Below are 26,211 nucleotides of genomic sequence, written 5' to 3'. Positions count from 1 at the left end.
TGGAAACAAGGAACGTGCTCATGCAAACCAGTGAGATGACATCCTGAACCAGATCGGTCATAACTCTCTCCTGTTGTTGATATGTTCGCATTTTGTTCTAATTTTGTCTCAAAGTCAACGGGCACGATCCGCCCGCATCCGGATTTTTGCGGCGATCAGATCGGCAGGGTTAAGAAAAGGTTGATGGGCGTCGGACGGTGCTACGTGGTGAGATCGCAGCCTTTGCGATTAGCCAATACACCCATTGCTTCGTCATCCTAGGGCGGAGCAAGGAGCGGAGCGACGCGCACAGACCCTAGGATCCATGCCGTGACCTTGGGGCGATGCTACGGTGCAGAATTATCGCTCTGATAAAGGTCGCATATCCTCGACCCCTGCATTTGTCTCGAAAGTAACGGCATGGATCCTAGGGTCTACGCTCCGCTCCGCGGAGCTCCGCCCTAGGATGACGACATCGGAGACTAAAGCGGCACCACTTTGCCGTCGGCTAGCGTAACGCGCCGGTCCATGCGCGATGCCAGTTCGTGATTGTGGGTGGCGATCAGCGCTGCGAGGCCCGATTGCTTGACCAGTGCCGCCAGCGCCTCGAACACATAAGACGCGGTGACCGGATCGAGATTGCCGGTCGGCTCGTCCGCCAGCAGCACCAGCGGCGCATTGGCAACCGCGCGGGCAATGGCGACGCGCTGCTGCTCGCCGCCGGAGAGTTCGGACGGCCGGTGCGACGCGCGCTTGCCGATCTGCATGTAATCGAGCAGCTGCGCCGCGCGCTCGGCCGCGTCCTTGCGGCTCAGCCCTTTGATGAGCTGCGGCATCATGATGTTTTCCAGCGCCGAGAATTCCGGCAGCAGGTGATGGAACTGGTAGACGAAGCCGACATCGTTGCGGCGGATCGCCGTGCGCTCGTCGTCGGAGAGCCGTCCGCAGGCACGACCGGCGAGGATGACGTCACCCGCGTCGGGCCGCTCCAGCAGGCCAGCGGTGTGCAGCAGCGTCGACTTGCCGGTGCCCGACGGCGCCACCAGTGCCACCATCTCGCCGCGCTTCAGCGCGAAATCAGCGCCATTGAGAATGGTCAGCTTGCGCGGCCCCTGGACATAGTGCCGCTCGACGCTCTTCAGCTCGATAATGACCTCGGCCACTACTCGTACCTCAAGGCTTCGACCGGATCGAGACGCGCGGCCCGCCATGCCGGGAACACCGTTGCCAGGAAGGACAGGCCGAGCGCCATCAGGACGACATAGGTCGTCTCGCGCGGATCCATCTTCGCCGGCAACTGGCTGAGGAAATAGAGCTCCGGATTGAACAGCACCTTGCCGGTCATCCATGAGAAGAACTGGCGGATGGATTCGATGTTGGTGCAGATCAGCACGCCGAGCAGCACACCGGCGAGCGTGCCGGTCACGCCGATCGCCGCGCCCGTCATCAGGAAGATGCGCAGGATGGCGCCGCGCGAAGCCCCCATGGTGCGCAGGATGGCGATGTCGTGGCCCTTGTCCTTCACCAGCATGATCAGGCCGGAGATGATGTTGAGCGCCGCCACCAGCACGATCAGCGTCAGGATCATGAACATGACGTTGCGCTCGACCTGCAGGGCGGAGAAGAAGGTCTCGTTGCGCTGGCGCCAGTCGACCATGTCGATCGGCCGCTGCGCCGCCGCCTCCACCTTCGGTTTCAGCGCATCGACATCGTCGGGATTGTCGACATAGATCTCGATCGTCTGCGCCCGCCCATCCATGTTGAAATAGAGCTGCGCTTCCGAGAACGGCATGTAGACGATGGACGTGTCATACTCGGACATGCCGACTTCGAAGATCGCCGCGATCTTGTAGCCCTTCATGCGTGGCGTGGTGCCGATCGGCGTCACGTCGCCGTCGGGCGAAATCAAGGTGATCGTATCGCCAAGCGTCAGGCCGAGATTCTCGGCCATGCGCTTGCCGATGGCAACGCCCTCGCCGGAGTCGAAATCGGCGATCGAACCCTGCTTGATGTTGCTGGCAACGATGGCGATCTTGCTCAGATCCTCGCCGCGGATACCGCGCACCAGCGCTCCGGTCCCGCCGCCGACATTGCCTTGCGCAAGCACCTGGCCATCGATCAGCGGGATGGCATATTTGACGCCTGCTACACCGTTGATGCGGCTGGCGACCTGCGCATAGTCCTCCAGCGGCGAATCGAGCGGCTGCACGATCAGGTGACCGTTGACGCCGAGGATGCGCGTCAAAAGCTCCGCCCTGAAACCGTTCATCACCGCCATGACCACGATCAGCGTGGCGACGCCGAGCATGATGCCGAGGAAGGAGATCGAGGCGATCACCGAGATCACCGTCTCCTTGCGCCGCGAACGCAGATAGCGCCAGGCAACCATGCGCTCGAAGATGGAAAAGGGTCCGGCGCCGACCGGTCTTGCCGCCACCGCATCGCTCATGCGGCGACACCGAAGCGCTTTTTCACGTCTGCGATCGGCAGCGTCTCGCGCTCGCCGGTCTTGCGATTCTTGATCTCGATCTCGCCGGCGGCGACACCGCGCGGGCCGACGATCACTTGCCAGGGCAGGCCGATCAGGTCGGCGGTGGCGAACTTGCCGCCGGGCCTCTGGTCGGTGTCGTCATAGAGCACGTCCTTGCCGGCGGCGACGAAAGCGGCATGCAGCTCGTCGCAGACGCGGTCGCACTCGGCGTCGCCCGCTTTCATGTTGATCAGCCCGATGTCGAACGGCGCCACCGCCTCCGGCCAGATGATGCCGTTGTCGTCATGGCTGGCTTCGATGATCGCAGCGACCAGCCGCGACGGACCGATGCCATAGGAGCCTCCGGAGACGAAATGATCCTTGCCGTCTGGGCCGGTCACCTTGGCGCCCATGGGTTTCGAATATTTATCGCCGAAATGGAAGATGTGGCCGACCTCGATGCCGCGCGCCGAAACCTTGTCGCTCTCGCCGATCTTCTCCCACGCCGCCTCGTCATGCATCTCGTCGGTGGCCGCGTAGGGTGTCGTCCAAGTCTTGACGATATCGCCGATCTCGGCGGCATTGGCGAAGTTGGTCTTCTCTCCGGGCACATCGAGCGAAAGATAGTCGCGGTGGCAATAGACCTGGCTCTCGCCGGTGTCGGCCAGGATGATGAATTCATGGCTGAGATCGCCGCCGATCGGCCCGGTGTCGGCCCGCATCGGTATTGCCTGCAGCCCCATGCGCGTAAAAGTCCGGAGATAGGACACGAACATCCTGTTGTAGGCCGCCCTGGCGCCCTCGAAGTCGAGGTCGAAAGAATAGGCGTCCTTCATCAGGAACTCGCGCGAACGCATGACGCCGAAGCGCGGCCGCACTTCGTCGCGGAACTTCCACTGGATGTGGTAGAGATTGAGCGGCAGGTCCTTGTAGGATTTGACATAGGCGCGGACGATCTCGGTGACCACTTCCTCATTGGTCGGGCCGTAGAGCATGTCGCGGTCCTGCCGGTCCTTGATACGCAGCATCTCCTTGCCGTAGTCGTCATAGCGGCCGCTTTCGCGCCACAGATCGGCCGACTGGATGGTCGGCATCAGGATTTCCAGCGCACCGGCGCGATTCTGCTCCTCGCGAATAATGCGGCAGACCTTGTCCAGCACTCGCTTGCCGAGTGGCAGCCACGAGAAACTGCCCTGCCCCTGCTGGCGGATCATGCCGGCGCGCAGCATCAGCCGGTGCGAGACGATCTCGGCCTCGCGCGGATTTTCTTTGAGGATAGGCAGGAAATAGCGCGACAAACGCATGGACTGGTCCGTGAGTGAGGATGGCCGCGTCAGAATCGGCGCGACTTTGGCTTGCTTGACCCGGCTTCATAGCCATTTCAAGGCGGAATGGGAACCCGGACGCTTCGGCCCGAAAAGCGGCAATCGATTTTCAAAAAGCACGGGATAGCCGGGATCAGAAGCGTCGCACCGTCCTTCGCCCGCCCAGAAGACCCACGGCGCCGCAAGGCCTCCCGGTCACCGCGCGCGTCTTGATGATCGTTAGCCAAGCAACGCCTGCCACACTATTGTGCAGTGCAGCACGAGAATGCCCGTTTCAAGGCAAAATTCTTCGTGACATTGTCATTCGCCTTAGGCTAATGTACCTCGATAACCGAGAGGGTAGAAAAAAATCTGCTCTCCTACGCGGTCAAAGTCTTGGGAGGATGCGATCTAGGCGCGGTTACTCGCTGCCGCCGGAAACCGGAAACAGATCGGACGCGTTTAAATTGCAAGGCCTCGTGCCTTGCATTTTTTTTGTGCAATCATCTGCTTAGCGCAATGCGTTGCCAAACCACCTTACCTAGCGTCAGCGCTCGTCCGGCCGCAAAACGGCACAGCATTCCTGTCTGGAACCAAGCTGTTCCGACGGATGAAAACGTCTTTGCCGAACAAATCTTCTTGGGCCTTGACCGGCTATTTGGCTGGGGTTTGGCTGAATTCCGGCACGATGTGCGGGATGTCGTTGAGGCTGTATCCCAGCCCATGCGTCAGGCCATAGAAAATGCCCATCAGGATCGCGGTGGCGATGGTGGTGCGGATCACGGCGCGCAGCATGTGAGGTCCGCGCGGCGCGCTCGGAACCGTGCCCAGCGTCACGTCACGATCGTCGTCCTGCGTCCTCACGCTGAACGGCAGCACGGCGAACAGCACCACCCACCAGGTCGCGAAAAACAGGGCGGTGAACGAAACCCAGCTCATGATTGCTCCAGTTCGATCAGCGTTCCGAAGAAATCCTTCGGATGCAGGAACAGCACTGGCTTGCCGTGCGCGCCGATCTTCGAATTGCCGTCGCCCAGCACGCGGGCGCCGGCGGCCTTGAGCCGATCGCGCGCGGCCAGGATGTCGTCGACCTCATAGCAAAGGTGATGCATGCCGCCGGAGGGGTTCTTCTCCAGGAAGGCGGCGATCGGCGACCCCTCGCCCAAAGGCTCCAGAAGTTCGACCTTGGTGTTGCCGACATTGACGAACACCACCGTCACCCCATGCTCCGGCAGCGCCTGCGGCGCGGTCACTTCGGCACCCAGCGTGTTGCGATAAGCGGCGACGGCGGCCGCCAGATCCGGCACGGCAAGCGCGACATGGTTGAGACGTCCGAGCATTGGCACTCCCAGGTAAGGGAGTAGGGGAACAAGGGAGTAGGGGAAGACAGATATATCAGCTGCTTGCTCTTCCTATTCCCCTATTCCCCTATTCCCCTATTCCCCTACTCCCTTTCGTCACCTTGTGACGAATACAGTCACCAGCGGCTTCTTGCCCCAGGCTTCGTTGGCGGCGCCGCGCACGGCGCGCCGCACTGCTTCTTGTACCAGGTCGAGGTCTTTTCGGCGCTGACGGGGGATCGAGTCCACCGCGCCGATTGCCGCATCGATCATCAAGTCTTCCAGCGACTCGCCACGGCTATCGGCTTCGGCGACGCCGATGGCGACCAGGTCGGGGTCGCCCGCAAGCTCATATTTGTCATCCAACACGACATTGACCGCCACGTGGCCGGCAAAGGACAGCTTGCGCCGGTCGCGGATGCCCATCGCCTGATCGGTGCCGATCAGTCTGCCATCCTTGTAGATACGGCCGAACGGCACCTGATCCATGATGGTGGCTGGGCCGGGAGCAAGCCTGAGCATGTCGCCGTCGCGCACCTGCGCCACCTGGCCGATGCCCGATGTCGACATCAGCGAGCCCTGCGCCACCAGATGTGCCGCCTCGCCATGCACGGGAACGCCGATCTGCGGGCGCACCCATTCATACATCTTGCGCAATTCGCTGCGCCGCGGATGGCCCGAGACATGCACCAGTGCATCGCCGTCCTCTATGATCTTGACGCCGAGGTCGATGAGACGGTTCTTGATCTCGAGGATCGCCTTCTCGTTGCCGGGAATGGTACGCGAGGAAAACACCACCGTGTCGCCGGCCGTCAGTGACACCGACTTCATCTCTTCGCGCGACAGCTTGGCCAGTGCGGCCAGCGGCTCGCCCTGGCTGCCGGTGCAGATGATGACCAGGTTTTCGCGCGGGATGAAACCAAAATCCTCCTCGGCGATGAACTCCGGCAGACCGTCCATGTAGCCGAGTTCGCCGGCCACATCGATGACCCGCTTCAGCGAACGGCCAAGCACCAGGCACTGGCGTCCGGCATCGCGCGCCGCTTTGGCGATCGAGACGATGCGTCCGACATTGGAGGAGAATGTGGTGACGGCGACACGGCCCTTGGCAGCCTGGATGACGCCTTTGAGGCCCTCGCCCACAGCCACTTCCGAAGGCGACTCACCTTCGCGCAGCGCATTGGTCGAATCGCAGATCAGCGCCAGAACGCCCTTGTCGCCATAGGCCCGGAAACGCGCCTCGTCGGTCTTCGGCCCAATCGTCGGCTCCGGATCGATCTTCCAGTCACCAGTATGGATGACGGTGCCGGCCGGCGAGGTAATCGCCAGCGACATCGGCTCGGGAATCGAGTGCGCGACCGGAATGGCTTCGATCTCGAACGGGCCGACGGTGAATTTCTCGCCCGCCCGATAGATCGTGACCGGTATTTTCGGCGCGCCCTGCTCGCCTTGCCGCTTGGCTTCCAGCAGGCCGGCGCTGAACGGCGTCATCCAGACCGGCGCCTTCAGCTTCGGCCATGTGTCGAGCAGAGCGCCGTAATGGTCTTCATGCGCATGCGTGATGATGATGCCGCGCAGATTGGCGAGGTTCTCCTCGATGAAGCGCGTGTCGGGCAGCACCAGGTCGACGCCCGGCAGGCTGGCATCCGGGAAGGTCACTCCGACATCGATGACGATCCATTCGCGCGCATTGGGCGGCCCGTAGCCGTAAAGAGCGAAGTTCATGCCGATCTCGCCGACGCCGCCGAGCGGCACGAAGACGAGTTCGGCGGTTTCCGCTTTCGCCATGATTTTTCCCTTCCTGGCCCTCAGGCCAAGCCCAAAAAGCAATTCCGGGAAAAGTGTGTAACGGTTTTCCCACCGGAGTTGCGCAAAAACAAACAGTTAGAACCGTGCATAAACGGCCCTATGCCCTGGCCGAAGCGACCGCGCCGAAATGCACATCGCCGGCGGCGATCGTCCGAACCGAACCTTCATCGTCGCGGATCACGAAACGGCAGTCCTCGTCAATGGTCTCGAACACCCCACGCACCACATTACCGTCAATTCTGACAGCAACCTCGCCGCCGAGCCCCGCAGCACGATCAAGCCACCGACGCCTGACGGCGGCAAGTCCGCGCCCCTCGTCCCACAACCGGGCATTCTCGCTCCAGGCATCCGACAGCGCCAGGAACAGTGTTTCCGCATCGCATGCCGCGCCCAGCGCGCTGAGTGATGTTGCGGGATAGGGCAAATCCTCGGGGTATGCCACCACATTGACGCCGATTCCGACCGCCACCGCGAAACGGCCGCCTTCCAGAATTGCCGATTCCAGCAGGATGCCGGCCAGCTTGGCGCCGGAGGCAAGCACGTCGTTCGGCCATTTCAGTTCGAAACGGTTCTTTCCTTCGCTGCCACCGTCGAGGCCGATGGCGATCCGGCCTTTCGGCACCACGGCGTCGAGCGCATCGGCCAGCGCCAGTCCGGCGACGAAGCCCAGCGTCGCGGCAAGGCGAAGCTCTGCCTTGGTGATGACCAGTAGCGTCGCCGCGAGGTTGCCTTCTGGCGTCGCCCAGACGCGGCCGCGCCGGCCACGCCCACTTTCCTGTTTCTTGGAAACGACCCACAATTTGCCGGGGTCGCCTGCCCTTGCGTGGTCCAGTGCCAGCGCATTGGTGGAGCCTACGCTCTCATGCGCCTCGAGCCGGAACCCATCCGACGCCGAGGTTGGAGCCAGCCGAAATGCCATGCCGATTAGAAAAACGTCTTGGCGGCGGCTTCGGCATAGGTGCCGATCGGCCCGCCGATCAGCACGTAGAACAGCACGAAGGCGCCGGAGACGCCGAGCACGACACGCAATTCCGTCGCCATCGGCACGAAGCCGCCGACCGGTTCGTCGAACCACATGATCTTGATGATGCGCAAATAGTAATAGGCGCCCACCACCGAGGCCAGCACGCCGATGATCGCCAACGCATAGAGATTGGCGTTGATGGCGGCGAGGAAGACGTACCATTTCCCCCAGAAGCCGGCGAGCGGCGGGATGCCGGCCAGCGAGAACATCAGGATGGTCAGGATCGTCGCCATGATCGGATTGGTCGACGACAGGCCGGCCAGCTCGCTGATCTGCTCGACATTGCCTTCCTTGCGCCGCATGGCGAGGATGAAGGCGAAGGTGCCGAGCGTCATCACCAGATAGATCAGCATGTAGATGGCAACGCCGCGCACGCCGGCCTGGCTGTTGGCGGCAAGGCCGACCAGCGCATAGCCCATATGGCCGATCGAGGAATAGGCCATCAGCCGTTTGATGTTGGTCTGGCCGATGGCGGCGAAAGCACCAAGCGCCATCGAGGCGATCGAGATGAAGACGATGATCTGCTGCCAGTCGGAGGCGATCGGCTTGAACGCACCCATGGTGACGCGCACCATCAGCGCCATCGCCGCCATCTTCGGTGCTGCCGCCAAAAAGGCCGTCACCGGTGTCGGCGCGCCCTCATAGACATCTGGCGTCCACATGTGGAACGGCACCGCCGAGATCTTGAAGGCAAGGCCGGCCAGCACGAAGACGAGGCCGAAAACGAGACCGAGCTGGCGCTCGCCGCTGCCGAGCGCAGAAGCGATCTCCTGGAAGCCGGTGTTGCCGGTGTAGCCGTAGACCAGGCTGATGCCATAGAGCAGCATGCCCGACGACAGCGCGCCGAGGACGAAATATTTGAGGCCAGCCTCAGTCGAACGCAGATTGTCGCGGTTGATCGCGCACAGCACGTAGATCGCCAGCGACTGCAGCTCGAGGCCGAGATAGAGGCCGATCATGCCATTGGCGGAGATCATCAGCATCATGCCGAGCGTGCAGAGCAGGATCAGCACCGGATATTCGAACTTGTCGAAACGCTCCGCCTTGGCAAAGCGCATCGACATCACCAGCGTCACCGCCGAGCCGACCAGCGCCAGCACCTTCATGAAGCGGGCGAAGGAATCCTGGATGAAGGCATTGCCGTAAGCGCTGCCCTGCCCGGTTCGGAAGATCAGCCAGGCGCCCGCGATCGCCAGCACGGCAACCGCAAGGCCGGTTACCGTGTTGGCCGTGTTGGCGCGCGAATAGGCTCCGACCATCAGCAGCGCCAGCGCGCCGACGGCAAGGATCAGCTCTGGCGTCGAGAGCGACAGGCTAGAGAGAAGGTCCGGCGTCATGGTTCGCAAAACCTCTGGTCAGTTCGCCGCCGCGGTCTGCGCGGCGCCGATGGATGCAGTGACATTGGTGACGAGCGACTTGACCGATTCGGCCGTCGCGTCGAAGACCGGGGCGGGATAGACGCCGAAGAAGATGACCAGCACGACCAGCGGGTAGATGATCACCTTCTCGCGCGGCGACAGATCGAGCAGGCCCTTCAGGCTCTCCTTGGTCAATGCGCCGAAGATCACCCGGCGGTAGAGCCAGAGCGCGTAGGCGGCCGACAGGATGACGCCGGTGGCGGCGAAGAACGCCACCCAGGTGTTGACCCGGAACACGCCCAGCATGGTCAGGAACTCGCCAACGAAGCCGCTGGTACCGGGCAGGCCGACATTGGCCATGGTGAAGATCAGGAACACCGTGGCGTATTTCGGCATGTTGTTGACCAGGCCGCCATAGGCGGCGATCTCACGTGTGTGCATGCGGTCGTAGATGACGCCGACGCACAGGAACAGCGCGCCGGAGACGAGGCCGTGGCTGAGCATCTGGAAGATCGCGCCCTGCACGCCTTCCTGGTTCATGGCGAAGATGCCCATGGTGACGAAGCCCATATGAGCAACCGACGAATAGGCTATCAGCTTCTTCATGTCCTCCTGCATCAGCGCCACCAGCGAGGTGTAGATGATGGCGACGACGGACAGCGCGAAGACCAGCGGCGCGAACATTTCCGACGCCAGCGGGAACATCGGCAAGGAGAATCGCAGGAAGCCGTACCCCCCCATCTTCAACAGGATGCCGGCCAGGATGACGGACCCCGCCGTCGGCGCCTCGACGTGCGCATCGGGCAGCCAGGTGTGCACCGGCCACATTGGCATCTTCACCGCGAAGGAGGCGAAGAAGGCAAGCCATAGCCAGGTCTGCATGTTGGCCGGGAAGTTGTGGGTCAGCAGCGTCGGGATGTCGGTTGTGCCGGACTGGAAGAACATCGCCATGATGGCGAGCAGCATCAGCACCGAGCCGGCGAGCGTGTAGAGGAAGAACTTGAACGAGGCGTAGACGCGCCGCTTGCCGCCCCAGACGCCGATGATGATGAACATCGGGATCAGGCCGGCTTCGAAGAAGACGTAGAACAGCACGATGTCCAGCGCGCAGAACACGCCGATCATCAGCGTTTCGAGCAGCAGGAAGGCAATCATGTAGGCCTTCACGCGCTTCTCGATCGATTCCCACGACGCCAGGATGCAGAGCGGCATCAGGAACGTCGTCAGGATGACGAACAGCATCGAGATGCCGTCGACGCCCATATGGTAGGAAATGCCGGAGTCGAGCCAGGCGACCTTCTCGACGAACTGGAAGCCGGACTGCGAATTGTCGAATCCGGTCCAGATGAACAGCGAGATGATGAAGGTGAAAGTCGTCGTCAACAGCGCGATGGCGCGGATGTTGCGGCGGGCATTTTCGCTGTCGTCATTGATGAACAGGATAAGCAGCACACCAACCAGCGGCAGGAAGGTGACCAGCGAGAGGATTGGCCAGGCGGTCATCAGAGCATCATCCAGGTGACGAGTGCGGCAACGCCGATCAGCATGGCGAAGGCGTAGTGGTAGAGATAGCCGGTCTGCAGCTTGACGACGCGGTCGGTGACATCGACGACGCGCGCCGAAATGCCATCCGGGCCGAGGCCGTCGATGATGGTGCCGTCGCCGGTCTTCCACAGGAAATGGCCGAGGCGCTTGGCGGGCCGCACGAACAGGAAGTCGTAGAGCTCGTCGAAATACCACTTGTTGAGCAGGAAGGCGTACAGCCCGCGATGCTGCGCGGCCAGGTTGACCGGCATTTCCGGCGAGCGGATGTAGAATTTCCAGGCCAGCGCGAAGCCGATCAGCATGGCGATGAATGGCGACAGTTCGACCCACAGCGGCAATTCGTGGATGTCGTGCAGGATGTGGTTGTCAGGCAGCGTGAACAGCGACGCCTTCCAGAACTCGGCATAGCCCTCGCCGATGAAGGCGCCGTGGAAGATGACGCCGGCAAACAGTGCGCCAGCGGCCAGGATGAACAGCGGCACCAGCATCACCGGCGGCGATTCATGGACATGGTGCATCACCTCATGGCTCGCCCGCGGCTTGCCGTGGAAGGTCATGAAGATCAGCCGCCAGGAGTAGAAGGCGGTGAAGCAGGCGGCGATGACCAAAAGCACGAAGGCCATGCCGGCAACCGAATTGTGGCCGGCAAAGGCGCTTTCTATGATGGCGTCCTTGGAGAAGAAGCCGGCGGTACCGATGACCGTCACCGGAATGCCGACGCCGGTCAGCGCCAGCGTGCCGATCACCATCATCCAGTAGGTGGTCGGAATCAGTTTCCTGAGGCCGCCCATCTTGCGCATGTCCTGCTCGTCGGACACGGCATGGATGACCGAGCCCGAGCCGAGGAACAGCAGCGCCTTGAAGAAGGCATGCGTGAACAGATGGAAGATCGCCGCGCCATAGGCGCCGACGCCGAGTGCCACGAACATGTAGCCGAGCTGCGAGCAGGTCGAGTAGGCGATGACGCGCTTGATGTCGTTCTGGACGAGACCGACGGTGGCCGCGAAGAAGGCCGTGAAGGCACCGATGAAGGTCACGACAGTCAGCGCCGAATGCGAGAGTTCGAACAGCGGCGACAGCCGCGCCAGCATGAACACGCCGGCCGTCACCATGGTGGCGGCATGGATCAGTGCGGAAACCGGCGTCGGGCCTTCCATGGCATCCGGCAGCCAGGTGTGCAGCGGCACCTGCGCCGACTTGCCCATGGCGCCCATGAACAAGAGCAGGCAGACAATCGTCATGGCCGCCTGCTTGTCCAGCGCATAGCCGAGGAAGGTCAGCACCGCGGCGCCGTGCGGGGCGCCTTCGGCCGGAATGAACGTTGCCGCATTGGCGAAGATGGTGCCCAGATTGACCGAGCCGAACAGCACGAACACGCCGAAGATGCCGAGTGCGAAGCCGAAATCGCCGACGCGGTTGACGACAAAGGCCTTGATTGCCGCGGCATTGGCCGACGGCTTCTTGTACCAGAAGCCGATCAGCAGGTAGGACGCCAGCCCCACGCCTTCCCAGCCAAAGAACATCTGCACGAGGTTGTCCGCCGTCACCAGCATCAGCATGGCGAAGGTGAACAGCGACAGATAGGCGAAGAAGCGCGGCCGGTTCGGATCGTGGTGCATGTAGCCGATCGAATAGATGTGGACCAGCGCCGAGACGGTGTTGACCACCACCAGCATGACCACCGTCAGCGTGTCGATCCGGAGCGCCCAGGACGCTTCCAGCCCACCCGACTGTATCCAGCGCAGCACCGGCACGGTGAACACCTCGCCATGGCCGAAACCGATGGTGAAGAAAGCGACCCACGACAGCACGGCCGCGATCACCAGGAAACCGGAGGTGATGTATTCGGACGCCTTGGCGCCGAGCGACGTACCGAACAGGCCGACGATCAGGAAGCCGAGCAGGGGAAGGAAGACGATGGCCTGATACATGGTGGTTCCGTCAACCCTTCATCATGTTCACGTCTTCGACCGCGATCGAGCCGCGGTTGCGGAAGAAGACGACGAGAATGGCAAGTCCGATGGCGGCCTCGGCCGCCGCGACCGTCAGCACGAACAGCGCGAACACCTGGCCGACCAGATCGCCCAGCGCCGCCGAAAAGGCGACGAAATTGATGTTGACCGCGAGCAGGATCAGTTCGACCGACATCAGGATGACGATGACGTTCTTGCGGTTCAGGAAGATGCCGAACACGCCGAGCGTGAACAGAACAGCCGATACGGTCAGATAATGTGCGATGCCGACAACCATCTCAGAGTCCCTCGCCTGTCTTGACCTTGCGGATTTCCATGCCGGTCGCCGGCGTGCGGCCGACCTGGGCCGCGATCGACTGCCGCTTGACGCCTGGCTTATGGCGCAGCGTCAGCACGATGGCGCCAATCATGGCGACCAGCAGGATGAGGCCCGAAATCTGGAAGTAGTAGAGGTAGTCGGTATACAGGATGTCGCCGAGCGCGGCGGTGTTGGTCCGCGTGGCGAGATCCGGAATGGGCTTGGAGACCGTCGAAGCGAGCTGCGGCGCGAACGTATAGCCGCCGAGAACGACGATCAGCTCCGCCGCCAGGATCAGCCCGACCAGCGCGCCGATCGGCGCATATTGCAGGGCGCCTTCCTTCATCTCGGCGAAATCGACGTCGAGCATCATGACGACGAACAGAAACAGCACCATCACCGCGCCGACATAGACGACGAGCAGGATCATCGCCAGGAACTCGGCCCCGGTCAGCATGAACAGGCCGGCGGCGTTGAAAAAGGTCAGGATCAGGAACAGCACCGAATGCACGGGGTTGCGCGACGAAATGACCATGAACGCCGACGCCACCGCGACAAAGGCGAAGAGGTAGAAAAAGGCCGCCTCTAGTCCACTCAACATTGGGGATCCCCCGGGTTCCTGTACGAACAGGACGCTCGTCCTGTTTGTTGTCTCTGGCCTGGTTCCGCCTCCGGTTCCAAAGCCGCGTTGTCCTAGCCCATGTTCCGATCGGGTTGAAAGGCCCGATCGAAAGAAACATGGGCCACTCTGTATTCCGGAGCATGATCTGGTCCGAAAAGTCCGCAACTTTTCGGGATCATCCTCTGGACGAGGCCCCTGCCCCGCCCATGCGTCAAATATCAGCGGTAGGGCGAGTCCAGCGAGATGTTGCGCGCCAGTTCGCGCTCCCACCGGTCGCCATTCGCCAACAGCTTGTCCTTGTCGTAGTAGAGTTCCTCGCGCGTCTCCGTCGCGAATTCGAAATTCGGCCCCTCGACGATGGCGTCGACCGGGCAGGCTTCCTGGCAGAAGCCGCAATAGATGCACTTCACCATGTCGATGTCGTAGCGAACCGTGCGGCGCGTGCCGTCATTGCGGCGCGGGCCGGCCTCGATGGTGATGGCCTGCGCCGGGCAGATCGCCTCGCACAATTTGCAGGCGATGCAGCGTTCCTCGCCATTGGGATAGCGGCGCAGCGCATGCTCGCCGCGGAAGCGCGGACTGGTCGGCCCCTTCTCGTGCGGATAATTGATCGTCTCTTTCGGCGCGAAGAACTGGCGCATCGACAGGAAGAAAGCGCTGACGAAATCCTGCAGCAGCAGCGATTTGGCGGCTTGGGAAAGAGCGGACATCACGCAAACCCCGTGATCTTGAGGAAGGCCGCGGTGGCGACCACCATGAACAGCGAGATCGGCAGGAACACTTTCCAGCCAAGCCGCATCAATTGGTCGTAGCGGTAGCGCGGCACGAACGCCTTCACCATGGAGATGCCGAAGAACACGAAGCAGACTTTCAGCACGAACCAGATGACGCCCGGCACCCAGGTGAACGGCGCGAAGTCGAAGGGCGGCAGCCAGCCACCGAGGAACAGGATGGTGGCCAGCGCGCACATCAGCACGATGGCGACATACTCGCCGAGGAAGAACAAAAGGAACGGCGTCGACGAATATTCGACCATGTGGCCGGCGACCAGTTCCGATTCGGCTTCCACCAGATCGAAAGGCGGCCGGTTCGTCTCGGCCAGCGCCGAGATGAAGAAAATGATGAACATCGGAAACAGAGCCAGCCAGTTCCAGTCAAGGAACGTATTGGGCAGGCCAAGCCGCGTACCAATTCCATCATGCTGCGACAGCACGATATCGGTCAGATTGAGCGAGCCAGCGGTGAGCAGAACAGTGACGATGACGAAGCCGATCGAGACTTCGTAGGACACCATCTGAGCCGCCGAACGCAGCGCGCCGAGGAACGGATATTTCGAGTTTGACGCCCAGCCGCCCATGATCACGCCATAGACTTCGAGCGAGGAGATGGCGAAGACGTAGAGGATGCCGACATTGACGTTGGCGATCGCCCAGCCCTGATTGACCGGGATGACCGCCCAGGCCGAGATCGCCAGCACGGCCGAGACCAGCGGCGCCAGCAGGAACACGCCCTTGTTGGCGCCGGACGGGATGACCGGCTCCTTGAAGACGAATTTCAGCAGATCGGCGAAGGCTTGCAGCGTGCCCCAGGGGCCGACGACGTTCGGGCCACGGCGCAGTTGCACCGCCGCCCAGATCTTGCGGTCGGCATAGAGGATATAGGCGACGAAAATCAGCAGGATAACGATCAGCACGACCGATTTCAGCAGAATGATCAGCGCCGGCAGCACGTAGAAGGAGAAGAAAGTGTCCATGCTTATTCCGCCGCCTGCTTGAAGCCGCTCTTGGCCAGTGCCGAGCATTCCGCCATCACGGCCGATGCCCGCGCGATCGGGTTGGTCAGGTAGAAATCCGTCACCGGCGACGTAAAGGTGCCCTTGTTCAGCCGCCCGCCGAGCTTCGCCACCCCAGCGATGTCCTCGGCATTGCCGGCCGCGACCTGGTCGATACGGGCCAGATGCGGGTATTCGCCATAGAGCTTGGCGCGCAGTTGCGGCAGCGAATCGAACGGCAGTTTCTTGCCCAGCACATCCGACAGTGCCCGCAGGATCGCCCAGTCCTCGCGCGCCTCGCCCGGCGCGAAGCCGGCGCGGTTGGTCTGCTGCACACGCCCTTCGGTGTTGACATAGGTGGCCGACTTTTCCGTGTAGGCGGCCGCCGGCAGGATGACATTGGCGCGGTGCGCGCCCTGATCGCCATGCGTGCCGATATAGACGACGAAGGCGCCGCCGGTCTTGGCCATGTCGATCTCGTCGGCGCCGAGCAGGAACAGCAGCTCCATTTCGCCCAGCATGCCGGCAACGTTTCTGCCGCCCTCGCCCGGCACGAAGCCGAGATCGAGACCGCCGACGCGCCCGGCCGCATTGTGCAGCACGGCAAAGCCGTTCCAATCCGCGCGGGCAGCGTTGACGGCGGCGGCGAGCTTGGCCGCCTGACCGAGCACGGCCGCGCCATCGGCGCGCGCCAGCGCGCCCTGGCCGACGATGATCAGCGGATGCGTCGCCTTCTTCAGCACCTGGAAGAACTTGCCATTGCCGTCAGCCAAATCCTTCAGCGAATCCGGTCCGGCGCCCAGCTGTTCGTAGTCGTAGCGTGTGTCGCCGACATCGCCGATGACGCCAACCGGCAGATTGCCGGTCCGCCAGCGCTTGCGGATACGGGCGTTGAGCACCGAGGCTTCATAGCGCGGGTTGGCGCCGATGATCAGCACCGCATCGGCCTGCTCGATGCCTTCGATGGTCGGGTTGAAGATGTAGCTCGCACGGCCGAGCGCCGGGTCGAGTGCGGCGCCATCCTGGCGGCAATCCGTATTCTTCGAGCCGAGCGAAGCCATCAGCAGCTTGAGCGCATAGGTTTCCTCGACGGCGGCGAGATCGCCCGCGATAGCGCCGATCTTTTCGGGCGCCGTCTTCGACACCGCGTCCTTGATCGCGGCGAAGGCCTCGGCCCAGCTGGCGGCAACCAGCCTGCCGTCCTTGCGCACATAGGGGCGGTCGAGACGCTGCGTGCGCAGGCCGTCCCAGATGAAGCGGGTCTTGTCGGAGATCCACTCCTCGTTCACCGCCTCGTTGACGCGCGGCAGGATCCGCATCACTTCGCGGCCCCGGCTATCGACGCGAATCGCCGAGCCGACCGCATCCATCACGTCGATGGATTCGGTCTTGGTCAGCTCCCACGGTCGCGCCTGGAAGGCGAATGGCTTCGAGGTCAGCGCGCCGACCGGGCAAAGGTCGATGACATTGCCCTGCAGCTCCGAGGTCATCGCCTGTTCGAGATAGGTGGTGATCTCTGCATCCTCGCCACGGCCGATCAGGCCCAGTTCGGAAATGCCGGCGACTTCGGTGGTGAAGCGGACGCAGCGCGTGCAGTGGATGCAGCGATTCATCACCGTCTTGACCAGCGGTCCGATGTATTTGTCTTCGACCGCGCGCTTGTTCTCGTGATAGCGCGAGGAATCGACGCCGAAGGCCATCGCCTGGTCCTGCAGGTCGCATTCGCCGCCCTGATCGCAGATCGGGCAATCCAGCGGATGGTTGATCAGCAGGAACTCCATCACGCCTTCCCTGGCCTTCTTGACCATCGGCGTGTTGGTGAAGATTTCCGGCGCCTCGCCATTCGGCCCGGGACGCAGATCGCGCACGTTCATGGCGCAGGAGGCCTGGGGCTTGGGCGGCCCGCCCTTCACCTCGATCAGGCACATGCGGCAATTGCCGGCGATCGACAGCCGCTCATGGAAGCAGAAGCGCGGCACTTCCGCGCCAGCGTCTTCAGCCGCCTGCAGCAGCGTGTAGTGGTCGGGTACAGTGATCTCTTTCCCGTCGACCTTGAGCTTTGCCATTCGCCTCAAACCCCTGCGGAGTTCCCGCAATCTCTTTTTCCGGACGCGGTCGAGACCACGTCGGGCACTTCATTCACTTCTTGACGGCGAGCGCCGCCGCTTGGGCTGTCCAATCGTCGCGGCCGATCCGGCCGCCGAGCGACAGATAGTCCTCGACCCAGGCAACCTCTTGCGGCGTCCATGCCGCGATCTGGGCATACGTCCAGATGCCGAGGCCGTTGAGAACCTTTTCCAGCTTCGGCCCGATGCCCGAGATGGCCTTGAGATCCGCCGGTTTGGCCGGCTTCTCCATGGCGTTGGGCTGCCTGAAATCCTCGGGCATCAGCGCATCGCCGGCGCCGCCCGCAGCCGGAGCGGCATTCGCGGCCGGCACGGCAGTGGCGGCTTCCTTGGCGGCAATATCGGTGACCTCCCGGGCGAAGGACTGCGCCTCGGCAATCATGCTTTTCGCCGTCGCCCGTGCCTTGGTGGAGGAAGGACTTGGATCTTCGAACTGCGCGACGCGCGCCTCGAAATCATCGACGATCGGCTGCAGCAGCCGCTGCCAGGCTTCTGCGGCACCTGAAAGCGCACCCAGCCAGACGCCGAAAGCATGGTTGGCGAGCCCGAGGCCAAGCGCCGACATCGCCGCCGCACCCGCCACAGGATGCACGAAAAGGTTGACGGCGCTGGCCATCTCCTTCGGCATCATCCTGGTCAAGTCCTGGTTCATCTTCTCGATCTGGTCCAAATTGGGCATCAGCGGGTTCGAATACGGCGCCATAGAGTTCTCCTGGTCGTTTCTTCGTTCGCCCCGCCCTTCGCTGCGGACTTTCATCCGCATAAAACGTTATTCTATTCCGCCGCCACCATCACAGGCTCCGCCCGGTGCGCATTGCGCGAAAACTCGTCGATGCGCCGCTCCACTTCGCCGCGGAAATGCCGCATCAGGCCCTGGATCGGCCATGCCGCCGCGTCGCCCAGCGCGCAGATCGTGTGGCCCTCGATCTGCTTGGTGACGTCGAGCAGCATATCGATCTCGCGCTTCTGCGCCTCGCCGCGCACCAGCCGTTCCATCACCCGCCACATCCAGCCGGTGCCTTCGCGGCATGGCGTGCACTGGCCGCAGCTCTCGTGCTTGTAGAAGTAGGAAAGCCGCGCAATCGCTTTCACGACATCGGTCGACTTGTCCATGACGATGACAGCCGCGGTTCCAAGGCCGGATTTGAGGTCGCGCAAGGCGTCGAAATCCATCGGCGCGTCGATGATCTGCTCGGCCGGCACCAGCGGCACCGAGGCGCCACCCGGTATGACCGCCAAAAGATTGTCCCAGCCGCCGCGAATGCCGCCGCAATGCGTCTCGATGAGCTCGCGGAACGGGATCGACATCGCCTCCTCGACCGTGCACGGATTGTTGACGTGGCCGGAGATGCAAAACAGCTTGGTGCCGACATTGTTGGGCCGGCCGAAGGACGAGAACCAGGCCGCACCGCGGCGCAGGATGGTCGGCGCAACCGCGATCGATTCGACATTGTTGACCGTGGTCGGGCAGCCATAGAGGCCGACATTGGCAGGGAATGGCGGCTTCAGCCGGGGCTGGCCCTTCTTGCCTTCGAGGCTTTCGAGGAGCGCTGTCTCCTCGCCACAGATATAGGCGCCGGCGCCGTGGTGCATGTAGATGTCGAAATCGTAGCCGGACGTGTTGTTCTTGCCGATCAGCTTGGCCTCGTAGGCCTCCTCGATCGCGCGCTGCAGCGCCTCGCGCTCGCGGATGAACTCACCGCGCACATAGATGTAGGCGGCAATCGCGCCCATGGCGAAACCGGCAAGCAGCGCGCCCTCGACCAGCGTGTGCGGGTCGTTGCGCAGGATGTCGCGGTCCTTGCAGGTGCCGGGCTCGGATTCGTCGGCGTTGATGACGAGATAGCTCGGCCGGCCGTCGCTCTGCTTGGGCATGAACGACCATTTGAGCCCGGTCGGGAAGCCTGCGCCGCCGCGACCGCGCAGGCCCGACGCCTTCATCTCGTTGACGATCCACTCGCGCCCCTTGGCAACGATGCCGGGCGTGTTGTCCCAGGCGCCGCGTGCCATCGCGCCGGCCAGCGACTTGTCGAACAGGCCGTAGATATTGGTGAAGATGCGGTCTTTATCCCCGAGCATTTTTCGTCCCTCAGACCGGCTTCTTGCCGAAGACGCGGATGTATTCGGCCACGCCACCCTTGGCGAGCACCTTGGCCTGCTTGACCCAGTCGTCGCGATCGATGCGGCCCTGGAAAGAGAGATAGCCATCCACCCACTCGCGTTCGGCCTTCTTCCACGACGCGACCTGCGCGAAGGTAAAAATGCCCAGCGTATGCAGGATGCCCTCGATCTTGGGGCCGACGCCGGAGATCAGCTTTAGGTCATCGACCTGTACCGGTTTATCGATGCCGGCCGGACGGTTCTTGTCCTCGAGCGACGGTTTGGCCGGCTTGGCTGCCGGTACCTTGACCTCCGGCGCCTTGAAGGCGGATGCCGGCTCGGCCTTGGTTATTGGACCGTTGCGCTGCTTGGAAACCTGCTCGACCTTGGAGTCTGCCTTGTTGGCATTGGCGGCCGAATGCAGTGGGGCGGCAACGCTCGCCGCCTTTTCAACCGTCGGCGCGACCTTGGTTTTTGAAGGCGTCTTCAATGCCGGGCTGGTTTCAGGGGCGTCGGTCTTCGGCTTGCTGGTGTTGGACGGCGCGACAGGGGCCGCAGCCGGTGCCGGCACGGGCCCTGCGATGATCGCGTCGGGCGCCGCCCTGGCGGCCCTGGCCGCTTCCCTGGCTTCCCTTTCACGGGTCGACTTGAGGATCGCCTTTTCGCTCTTCAGCGTGGTGAGGCCGGAGGCCGGCTCCGAGCCGGTACGGCCGTTCTGCGGCCCCGGTTCCACCGAAGCACCCTTGCCGGCGTCATAGAGATCGATGATTTCAGCCAGGCGTTCCGGCGTCAGATCCTCGAACGTGTCCTTGAAGATCATGACCATCGGCGCGTTGACGCAGGCGCCAAGGCATTCGACCTCTTCCCAGGACAAGGTGCCTTTGTCGTTGGCGTGGAACTGGTCGTGATGGATCCTGGAGCGGCAGACATCCATCAGCGCTTCCGAACCGCGCAGCATGCAGGGCGTGGTGCCGCAGACCTGGATATGCGCACGCGTGCCGACCGGATTCAGCTGGTACTGCGTGTAGAAGGTCGCGACCTCGAGCCCGCGGATACGCGGCATGCCGAGCATGTCGGAGATCGTCTCGATCGCCGCCTTCGTCACCCAGCCTTCCTGCTCCTGTGCGATCATCAGCAGCGGGATGATGGCCGACTGCTCACGGCCCTTCGGATATTTCTTGATCCATTGCTTCGCAGCCGCGGCATTCGCCCGGTTGAAGGCGAAGGATGCTGGCTGGGCGCTGGCTTCTGCGAGACGGCGGACTGACATTTAGCGATCGACCTCACCAAACACGATGTCGAGGGAGCCGAGAACGGCGGTGACGTCGGCCAGCATGTGGCCGCGGCAGAGGAAATCCATCGCCTGCAGATGCGCGAAACCCGGCGCGCGCAGCTTGCAGCGGTAGGGCTTGTTGGAGCCGTCGGAAACCAGATAGACGCCGAATTCGCCCTTCGGCGCTTCGACGGCGGCATAGACCTCGCCGGCGGGTACACGATAACCCTCGGTGTAGAGCTTGAAGTGATGGATCAGCGCTTCCATCGAGCGCTTCATCGCCTGGCGCTTGGGCGGCACCACCTTGCCGTCGAGGTTCGACACCGGGCCGGCGCTTTCCTTGCCGAGCAGGAGATCGACGCACTGGCGCATGATCTTCGCCGACTGGCGCATTTCTTCCATGCGCACGAGGTAGCGGTCGAAACAGTCGCCGTTCTTGCCGATCGGAATGTCGAAATCCATTTCCGAATAGCATTCATAGGGCTGCGACTTGCGCAGGTCCCAGGCTGCACCCGAGCCACGCACCATCACGCCCGAAAAACCCCAGGCCCAGGCATCCGCCAGCGAGACGATGCCGATATCGACATTGCGCTGCTTGAAGATGCGGTTGCCGGTCAGCAACTGATCGAGGTCGTCGATCGACTTCAGGAACGGGTCGATCCACTTGCCGATGTCCTCGACCAGCTTCTGCGGCAGGTCCTGATGGACGCCGCCGGGACGGAAATAGGCGGCATGCATGCGCGAACCGGAGGCGCGCTCATAGAACACCATCAGCTTTTCGCGCTCGACGAAGCCCCACAGCGGCGGCGTCAGCGCGCCGACGTCCATAGCCTGCGTCGTCACATTGAGGATGTGCGACATGATGCGGCCGATTTCGCAATAGAGCACGCGGATCAGCTGCCCGCGCTTCGGCACTTCGATGCCGAGCAGGCGCTCGGCGGCGAGCGCGAAGGCGTGCTCTTGGTTCATCGGCGCGCAATAGTCGAGCCGATCGAGATAAGGGATCGCCTGCAAATAGGTTTTGGCTTCGATCAGCTTTTCGGTACCGCGATGCAAGAGCCCGATATGCGGATCGACGCGATCGACGACTTCGCCGTCCAGCTCCAGCACAAGGCGCAAAACGCCGTGCGCCGCAGGGTGTTGCGGGCCGAAATTGATGTTGAAGTTGCGGACCGAGGTTTCAGCCATTTACTGCTTTGCCTTCTCGTCACCCGGCAGCACGTAATCCGTACCTTCCCACGGGGACAAAAAATCGAAATTGCGGAATTCCTGCTTGAGCTCGACCGGCTCATAGATGACGCGCTTGGCCTCGTCGTCGTACCGCACCTCGACGAATCCGGTCAGCGGGAAATCCTTGCGTAGCGGATGGCCTTCGAAACCGTAGTCGGTCAGCAGGCGACGCAGATCGGGATGGCCCGAAAACAGCACGCCGTAGAGATCGTAGGTCTCGCGCTCGAACCAGTCGGCGCCGGGGAACACGCCGGTGATCGACGGCACCATGGTTTCCTCGTCGGCCTGCACCTTGACGCGGATGCGCACATTCTGCTTCGGCGACAACAGATGATAGACGACGTCGAAGCGCTTGGCCCGCGACGGATAGTCGGCGCCGCAGACGTCGATGATCGAGATGAACTGGCAGCGCGCATCGTCGCGCAGGAAGGTCATCACCTCGACCAGATCGCGCGGCTCGACGTGAACGGTAAGCTCGCCATAGGCAAGCACCCCGTCACTGAAGCGGCCAGGCAGCTTCTCGCCGAGATAGGTCGACAGTTCGCTCAGGGATGCGGTCATGGATTTACCGTTCGATCGTGCCGGTGCGGCGGATTTTCTTCTGCAGCAGAAGAATGCCGTACAGCAACGCTTCGGCGCTCGGCGGACAGCCGGGCACATAGATGTCGACCGGCACGATGCGGTCGCAGCCGCGCACCACCGAATAGGAATAATGGTAGTAGCCGCCGCCATTGGCGCAGGAGCCCATCGAGATGACGTAGCGCGGTTCCGGCATCTGGTCGTAGACCTTGCGCAGCGCCGGCGCCATCTTGTTGGTCAGCGTGCCGGCGACGATCATGATGTCGGACTGGCGCGGGGACGCACGCGGCGCGACGCCGAACCGCTCCGAATCATAGCGTGGCATCGAGGTGTGGATCATCTCGACCGCGCAGCAAGCGAGGCCGAACGTCATGAACATCAGCGACCCGCTGCGCGCCCAGGTGATGAGCGCCTCGGTCGAAGTGACCAAAAAGCCCTTGTCGGCCAACTCATTGTTGATCTCGAGGAAGAAGGGATCGTCCTCCCCCACCGGCCTGCCGGTGTTGGGATCGATAATACCCTTGGGCTTCGGCGCGACGAGGGTGCCTGAACTGTCGTTCAATCCCATTCCAGCGCTCCTTTTTTCCATTCATAGGCAAAGCCGATGGTCAGCACCGCCAAAAACACCATCATCGACCAGAAACCGAGCATGCCGATCTTCGAAAACGACACCGCCCACGGAAACAGGAAGGCCACTTCCAGGTCGAAGATGATGAACAGGATCGACACCAGGTAGAAACGGATGTCGAACTTCATGCGCGCGTCGTCGAACGAGTTGAAACCGCACTCGTAGGCGGAAAGCTTTTCGGGATCGGGATTGCGATAGGCCACCAGGAAGGGTGCGGCCAGCAACGCCAGGCCGACAACCAGCGCCACGCCTATGAACAGGACGATGGGCAGGTATGAGCTCAAGAGTGCGTTCATGCTCGGCTTTCCGTTGGCGCCAATCCACTTTGATTACAGCACCGGACCCTAATGCGGAAGCGTGACAGTTTAACCGCTGAACCGTTTTAAGGGCCTATGCTGCAACGCGGCGAGGGTTAGCGCAGCACTTCCAGCGAAGCAAGTCAAACCTTGTTCAAAACACCGACCTGGACGGCATATCGCGGCAAACTGGTCCGATCCGCTCCTGTTTGATTTCCTTCGCTTTTTACTCCACTTTTCTCTCCTGACATGGATGCCGCCAAAACCCTGCTAGCATGGGTTGGAATCAGCCATTCGACCCTCGGTCAAAACACTTCAAAGTGATGCCTGCATGAAGGAAAAGATCTCGCTCCCCACGGCCCGTCGCATCGCGCTTGCCGCCCAGGGGTTTCTCGATCCCCGCCCGACCGGCACGCCTGACCGCCGACATTTTGCCCGCACCCTCTCCCGCACCGGCCTGCTGCAGATCGATTCCGTCAGCGCGGTGGTGCGCGCTCATTATATGCCGCTCTATTCGCGCCTTGGCCCCTACCCGTTCTCGCTGCTCGACAACGCGGCCGTGACGCGCAAGCGCACGGTTTTCGAATACTGGGGGCACGAGGCCTCCTTCCTGCCGGTCGAGACATACCCGCTGATGCGCTGGCGCATGCAGCGCGCCGAGCGCGGCGACGAAATGTATCTGGGCCTCGCCAAATGGGGCCGCGAGCACGCCGCCTACATCGAAGAGATCTACCGCCAGGTCGCCGAGCGCGGCCCGATCGCCGCTTCCGCGCTCGAAGGCCAGAAAGGCTCGGGCGGCTGGTGGGGCTGGAGCCATGCCAAGCACGCCTTCGAATGGCTGTTCTGGGCCGGGCGCATCACCACGGCGCACCGCCGCGGTTTCGAGCGCTTCTATGACCTGCCCGAACGCGTGCTGCCGCAGGCGATCCTCGATCTGCCGGTACCGGCAGCCGAGGACGCGCACCGCGAATTGCTGCGCATTTCTGCCCGCGCCCACGGCGTGGCGACTTCAGGCGACCTGCGCGACTATTTCCGCCTGTCGCCGGCCGACATGAAGGGCCGGCTGGAGGAACTGGTTGAAACGGGCGAGCTGCTGCCGGTGCGTGTCGAAGGTTGGGACAAGCCGGCCTATCTTCATAAAGACGCCCGCCTGCCGCGCAAAGTCGAGGCCCGCGCCCTGCTGGCGCCGTTCGATCCGGTCGTCTTCGAGCGGTCGCGCACCGAGCGGCTGTTCGATTTCCACTACCGCATCGAGATCTACACGCCGGCCGACAAGCGGCAATATGGCTATTATGTCCTGCCGTTCCTGCTCGGCGACAGGATCGTGGCACGCGTCGACCTCAAGGCCGACCGTCCGGCCAGCATACTGCGCGTCCATGCGGCCTATGCGGAGCCCGGTGCACCGCCTGAAACCGCTGCAGAGCTGTTCGAGGAATTGAAGCAGATGCAGGGCTGGCTCGGACTCGAACGCATCGAAGTGACGCCTGCCGGGGATTTGGGTCCGGCGCTGCTGAGCGTGATCAGCGACGGGCGCTCTTGACATCAGCCGTCGGCTGCAGCCGTTTGAGGGAGTTTTGTCGGCCTAGGTTCAATGATGGCATCGCAAGAGGTTCTCGACCTGATCCACGAAGCGTTGATTGCGCATGGGATCAGCGCCATCCGTGGACAGAACGATGTCTGGATTGGACTGGAAGACCTGCGCTTTGAAGCCCAAGTTTTCGACAAGGAGCCGTCAGGCTCGGGTCGCAGGCTTGTTCTCGAAATCTACGTCTTCTCACCGTTGCTAGGCACTCAGCCGGTCATCGAATCTTTTGTTGGACTGGGCGACACGCGTGAACAGGCGATTTTCCAAGCATTCGGAAAATTCCTGATCGGTGTATTTCATGTGCTGATCGAGGGCCTTGCGGAGCATGTTTGCGAGAACATGCAAGCCGAGATTGCATTCTGGCAACGGAATGATGCTGGCTGGAAGATCTACGGTGGACCTGTGATCACACAGGCTGCAGTGGAATGCACTCTCAACCGGACATATCCAGCGTTTTATGCCCGCTTGGAAAAACTGTTCACGGCTAAGGTTCGCCCTGGCAGTCATTTCATCCGGATATTCCTGGCGAGCTATGGCGGAGCACTGGTCGGCAACGAAATTCTCCTGGACAACGAAACTTGGCCGGAAGGTCAAGAGCTCCTCGTTGATCAGGACTGGCACCACGGCGACGGGTACCAGGCGCTGCGTCAGGTCATCCTTGCGTTGCCGGGAGATAACAATTGAGCCAACGTACACAGGCTAGCGGATAAACAATGGATATCAAAGCCAGGCTGACCCAAGAGGTGCAGGAGTGCCTCGATAGGATTTCGTCCTTTTCATGGGACGTACATGCGCAGGCAATCCGAAAACGCTACCCTAGAGCGATTCCTATTTTGAGAGAATCGTAGGATTCCCAAAGCCGGATGTTTGTGATTCAAGATGCTGGCTGGATTGGAGGCCA

At 62.3% G+C, this 26,211-nt stretch carries 24 protein-coding genes; 2 read left to right on the top strand and 22 right to left on the bottom strand.

The features are described 5' to 3' along the window. Positions 1-461: 461 nt before the first annotated feature. The 22 genes from NKJ00_RS30720 to NKJ00_RS30615 form a co-directional block, all read right to left on the bottom strand. Positions 462-1,190, bottom strand: a complete 729-nt coding sequence (locus NKJ00_RS30720; RefSeq protein WP_196815336.1) for an ABC transporter ATP-binding protein — start codon at positions 1,188-1,190, stop codon at positions 462-464. Then, the gene (locus NKJ00_RS30715; protein WP_352551960.1) at positions 1,142-2,428 is read right to left on the bottom strand and encodes a lipoprotein-releasing ABC transporter permease subunit; all 1,287 of its coding nucleotides are present in this window, start codon (positions 2,426-2,428) and stop codon (positions 1,142-1,144) included. The genes NKJ00_RS30720 and NKJ00_RS30715 overlap by 49 nt, the downstream gene beginning before the upstream one ends. Continuing rightward, on the bottom strand, positions 2,425-3,753 hold the full coding sequence (proS, locus tag NKJ00_RS30710; RefSeq protein ID WP_128304417.1) for a proline--tRNA ligase: 1,329 nt from the start codon (positions 3,751-3,753) through the stop codon (positions 2,425-2,427). Before proS ends, NKJ00_RS30715 begins: the two co-directional genes overlap by 4 nt. A gap of 654 nt (positions 3,754-4,407) precedes the next feature. Next, positions 4,408-4,692: a DUF1467 family protein gene (locus NKJ00_RS30705; RefSeq protein ID WP_023812375.1), complete on the bottom strand. Its 285-nt coding sequence runs from the start codon at positions 4,690-4,692 to the stop codon at positions 4,408-4,410. Beyond that, positions 4,689-5,093: a methylmalonyl-CoA epimerase gene (gene mce / locus NKJ00_RS30700; RefSeq protein WP_352632388.1), complete on the bottom strand. Its 405-nt coding sequence runs from the start codon at positions 5,091-5,093 to the stop codon at positions 4,689-4,691. Before mce ends, NKJ00_RS30705 begins: the two co-directional genes overlap by 4 nt. Before the next feature lie 117 nt (positions 5,094-5,210). Next, positions 5,211-6,881, bottom strand: coding sequence for a ribonuclease J (locus NKJ00_RS30695; RefSeq protein WP_352551957.1), 1,671 nt, complete (start codon positions 6,879-6,881; stop codon positions 5,211-5,213). A 118-nt stretch (positions 6,882-6,999) separates the two neighbouring features. Then, positions 7,000-7,821: a biotin--[acetyl-CoA-carboxylase] ligase gene (locus NKJ00_RS30690; RefSeq protein ID WP_023812378.1), complete on the bottom strand. Its 822-nt coding sequence runs from the start codon at positions 7,819-7,821 to the stop codon at positions 7,000-7,002. 5 nt (positions 7,822-7,826) lie between these two features. After that, on the bottom strand, positions 7,827-9,263 hold the full coding sequence (gene nuoN / locus NKJ00_RS30685; RefSeq protein ID WP_352632385.1) for an NADH-quinone oxidoreductase subunit NuoN: 1,437 nt from the start codon (positions 9,261-9,263) through the stop codon (positions 7,827-7,829). 18 nt (positions 9,264-9,281) lie between these two features. Further along, entirely contained in the window at positions 9,282-10,787 is a 1,506-nt protein-coding gene (locus tag NKJ00_RS30680; protein ID WP_027034803.1) for an NADH-quinone oxidoreductase subunit M, read from the bottom strand. Beyond that, positions 10,787-12,760: an NADH-quinone oxidoreductase subunit L gene (gene nuoL, locus NKJ00_RS30675; protein WP_352632383.1), complete on the bottom strand. Its 1,974-nt coding sequence runs from the start codon at positions 12,758-12,760 to the stop codon at positions 10,787-10,789. Before nuoL ends, NKJ00_RS30680 begins: the two co-directional genes overlap by 1 nt. Positions 12,761-12,770: 10 nt before the next feature. Continuing rightward, entirely contained in the window at positions 12,771-13,079 is a 309-nt protein-coding gene (nuoK, locus tag NKJ00_RS30670; RefSeq protein ID WP_010910101.1) for an NADH-quinone oxidoreductase subunit NuoK, read from the bottom strand. 1 nt (position 13,080) lies between these two features. Beyond that, complete coding sequence (locus tag NKJ00_RS30665; protein ID WP_023812381.1) at positions 13,081-13,701, bottom strand: NADH-quinone oxidoreductase subunit J; 621 nt, start codon at positions 13,699-13,701, stop codon at positions 13,081-13,083. 239 nt (positions 13,702-13,940) lie between these two features. After that, positions 13,941-14,432 (bottom strand): NADH-quinone oxidoreductase subunit NuoI, encoded by a 492-nt coding sequence (gene nuoI / locus NKJ00_RS30660; RefSeq protein ID WP_023812382.1) that lies wholly within the window; start codon positions 14,430-14,432, stop codon positions 13,941-13,943. Continuing rightward, complete coding sequence (gene nuoH / locus NKJ00_RS30655; protein ID WP_027034808.1) at positions 14,432-15,475, bottom strand: NADH-quinone oxidoreductase subunit NuoH; 1,044 nt, start codon at positions 15,473-15,475, stop codon at positions 14,432-14,434. The genes nuoI and nuoH overlap by 1 nt, the downstream gene beginning before the upstream one ends. A 2-nt stretch (positions 15,476-15,477) precedes the next feature. Further along, complete coding sequence (gene nuoG, locus NKJ00_RS30650) at positions 15,478-17,559, bottom strand: NADH-quinone oxidoreductase subunit NuoG (protein WP_352612437.1); 2,082 nt, start codon at positions 17,557-17,559, stop codon at positions 15,478-15,480. 73 nt (positions 17,560-17,632) lie between these two features. Beyond that, a complete protein-coding gene (locus NKJ00_RS30645; RefSeq protein WP_352612435.1) occupies positions 17,633-18,322 on the bottom strand; it encodes a helix-hairpin-helix domain-containing protein in 690 nt (229 codons plus the stop codon). Between the two features lie 71 nt (positions 18,323-18,393). Beyond that, the gene (gene nuoF / locus NKJ00_RS30640; protein WP_023812385.1) at positions 18,394-19,698 is read right to left on the bottom strand and encodes an NADH-quinone oxidoreductase subunit NuoF; all 1,305 of its coding nucleotides are present in this window, start codon (positions 19,696-19,698) and stop codon (positions 18,394-18,396) included. A 10-nt stretch (positions 19,699-19,708) separates the two neighbouring features. Then, positions 19,709-20,989, bottom strand: a complete 1,281-nt coding sequence (locus NKJ00_RS30635; protein WP_352612434.1) for an NADH-quinone oxidoreductase subunit E — start codon at positions 20,987-20,989, stop codon at positions 19,709-19,711. Continuing rightward, the gene (locus tag NKJ00_RS30630; protein WP_352632380.1) at positions 20,990-22,180 is read right to left on the bottom strand and encodes an NADH-quinone oxidoreductase subunit D; all 1,191 of its coding nucleotides are present in this window, start codon (positions 22,178-22,180) and stop codon (positions 20,990-20,992) included. Continuing rightward, complete coding sequence (locus NKJ00_RS30625) at positions 22,181-22,783, bottom strand: NADH-quinone oxidoreductase subunit C (RefSeq protein ID WP_127293230.1); 603 nt, start codon at positions 22,781-22,783, stop codon at positions 22,181-22,183. A 4-nt stretch (positions 22,784-22,787) separates the two neighbouring features. Beyond that, complete coding sequence (locus NKJ00_RS30620) at positions 22,788-23,369, bottom strand: NuoB/complex I 20 kDa subunit family protein (protein WP_013531090.1); 582 nt, start codon at positions 23,367-23,369, stop codon at positions 22,788-22,790. Continuing rightward, positions 23,360-23,725, bottom strand: a complete 366-nt coding sequence (locus NKJ00_RS30615; protein ID WP_010910112.1) for an NADH-quinone oxidoreductase subunit A — start codon at positions 23,723-23,725, stop codon at positions 23,360-23,362. The genes NKJ00_RS30620 and NKJ00_RS30615 overlap by 10 nt, the downstream gene beginning before the upstream one ends. Before the next feature lie 331 nt (positions 23,726-24,056). On the opposite strand from NKJ00_RS30615, the gene NKJ00_RS30610 reads away from it, so the two are divergent. Beyond that, complete coding sequence (locus NKJ00_RS30610) at positions 24,057-25,265, top strand: winged helix-turn-helix domain-containing protein (RefSeq protein ID WP_352612430.1); 1,209 nt, start codon at positions 24,057-24,059, stop codon at positions 25,263-25,265. Between the two features lie 54 nt (positions 25,266-25,319). Further along, complete coding sequence (locus NKJ00_RS30605) at positions 25,320-25,994, top strand: DUF6348 family protein (RefSeq protein WP_352632378.1); 675 nt, start codon at positions 25,320-25,322, stop codon at positions 25,992-25,994. The last annotated feature ends 217 nt before the right edge of the window (positions 25,995-26,211 follow it).

The organism is Mesorhizobium sp. M0227, assembly GCF_040321855.1.
In the GTDB taxonomy this organism is placed as follows: domain Bacteria; phylum Pseudomonadota; class Alphaproteobacteria; order Rhizobiales; family Rhizobiaceae; genus Mesorhizobium.
Note: the sequence above shows the minus strand (reverse complement) of the source record. Positions and strands in the feature narration are given on the sequence as shown.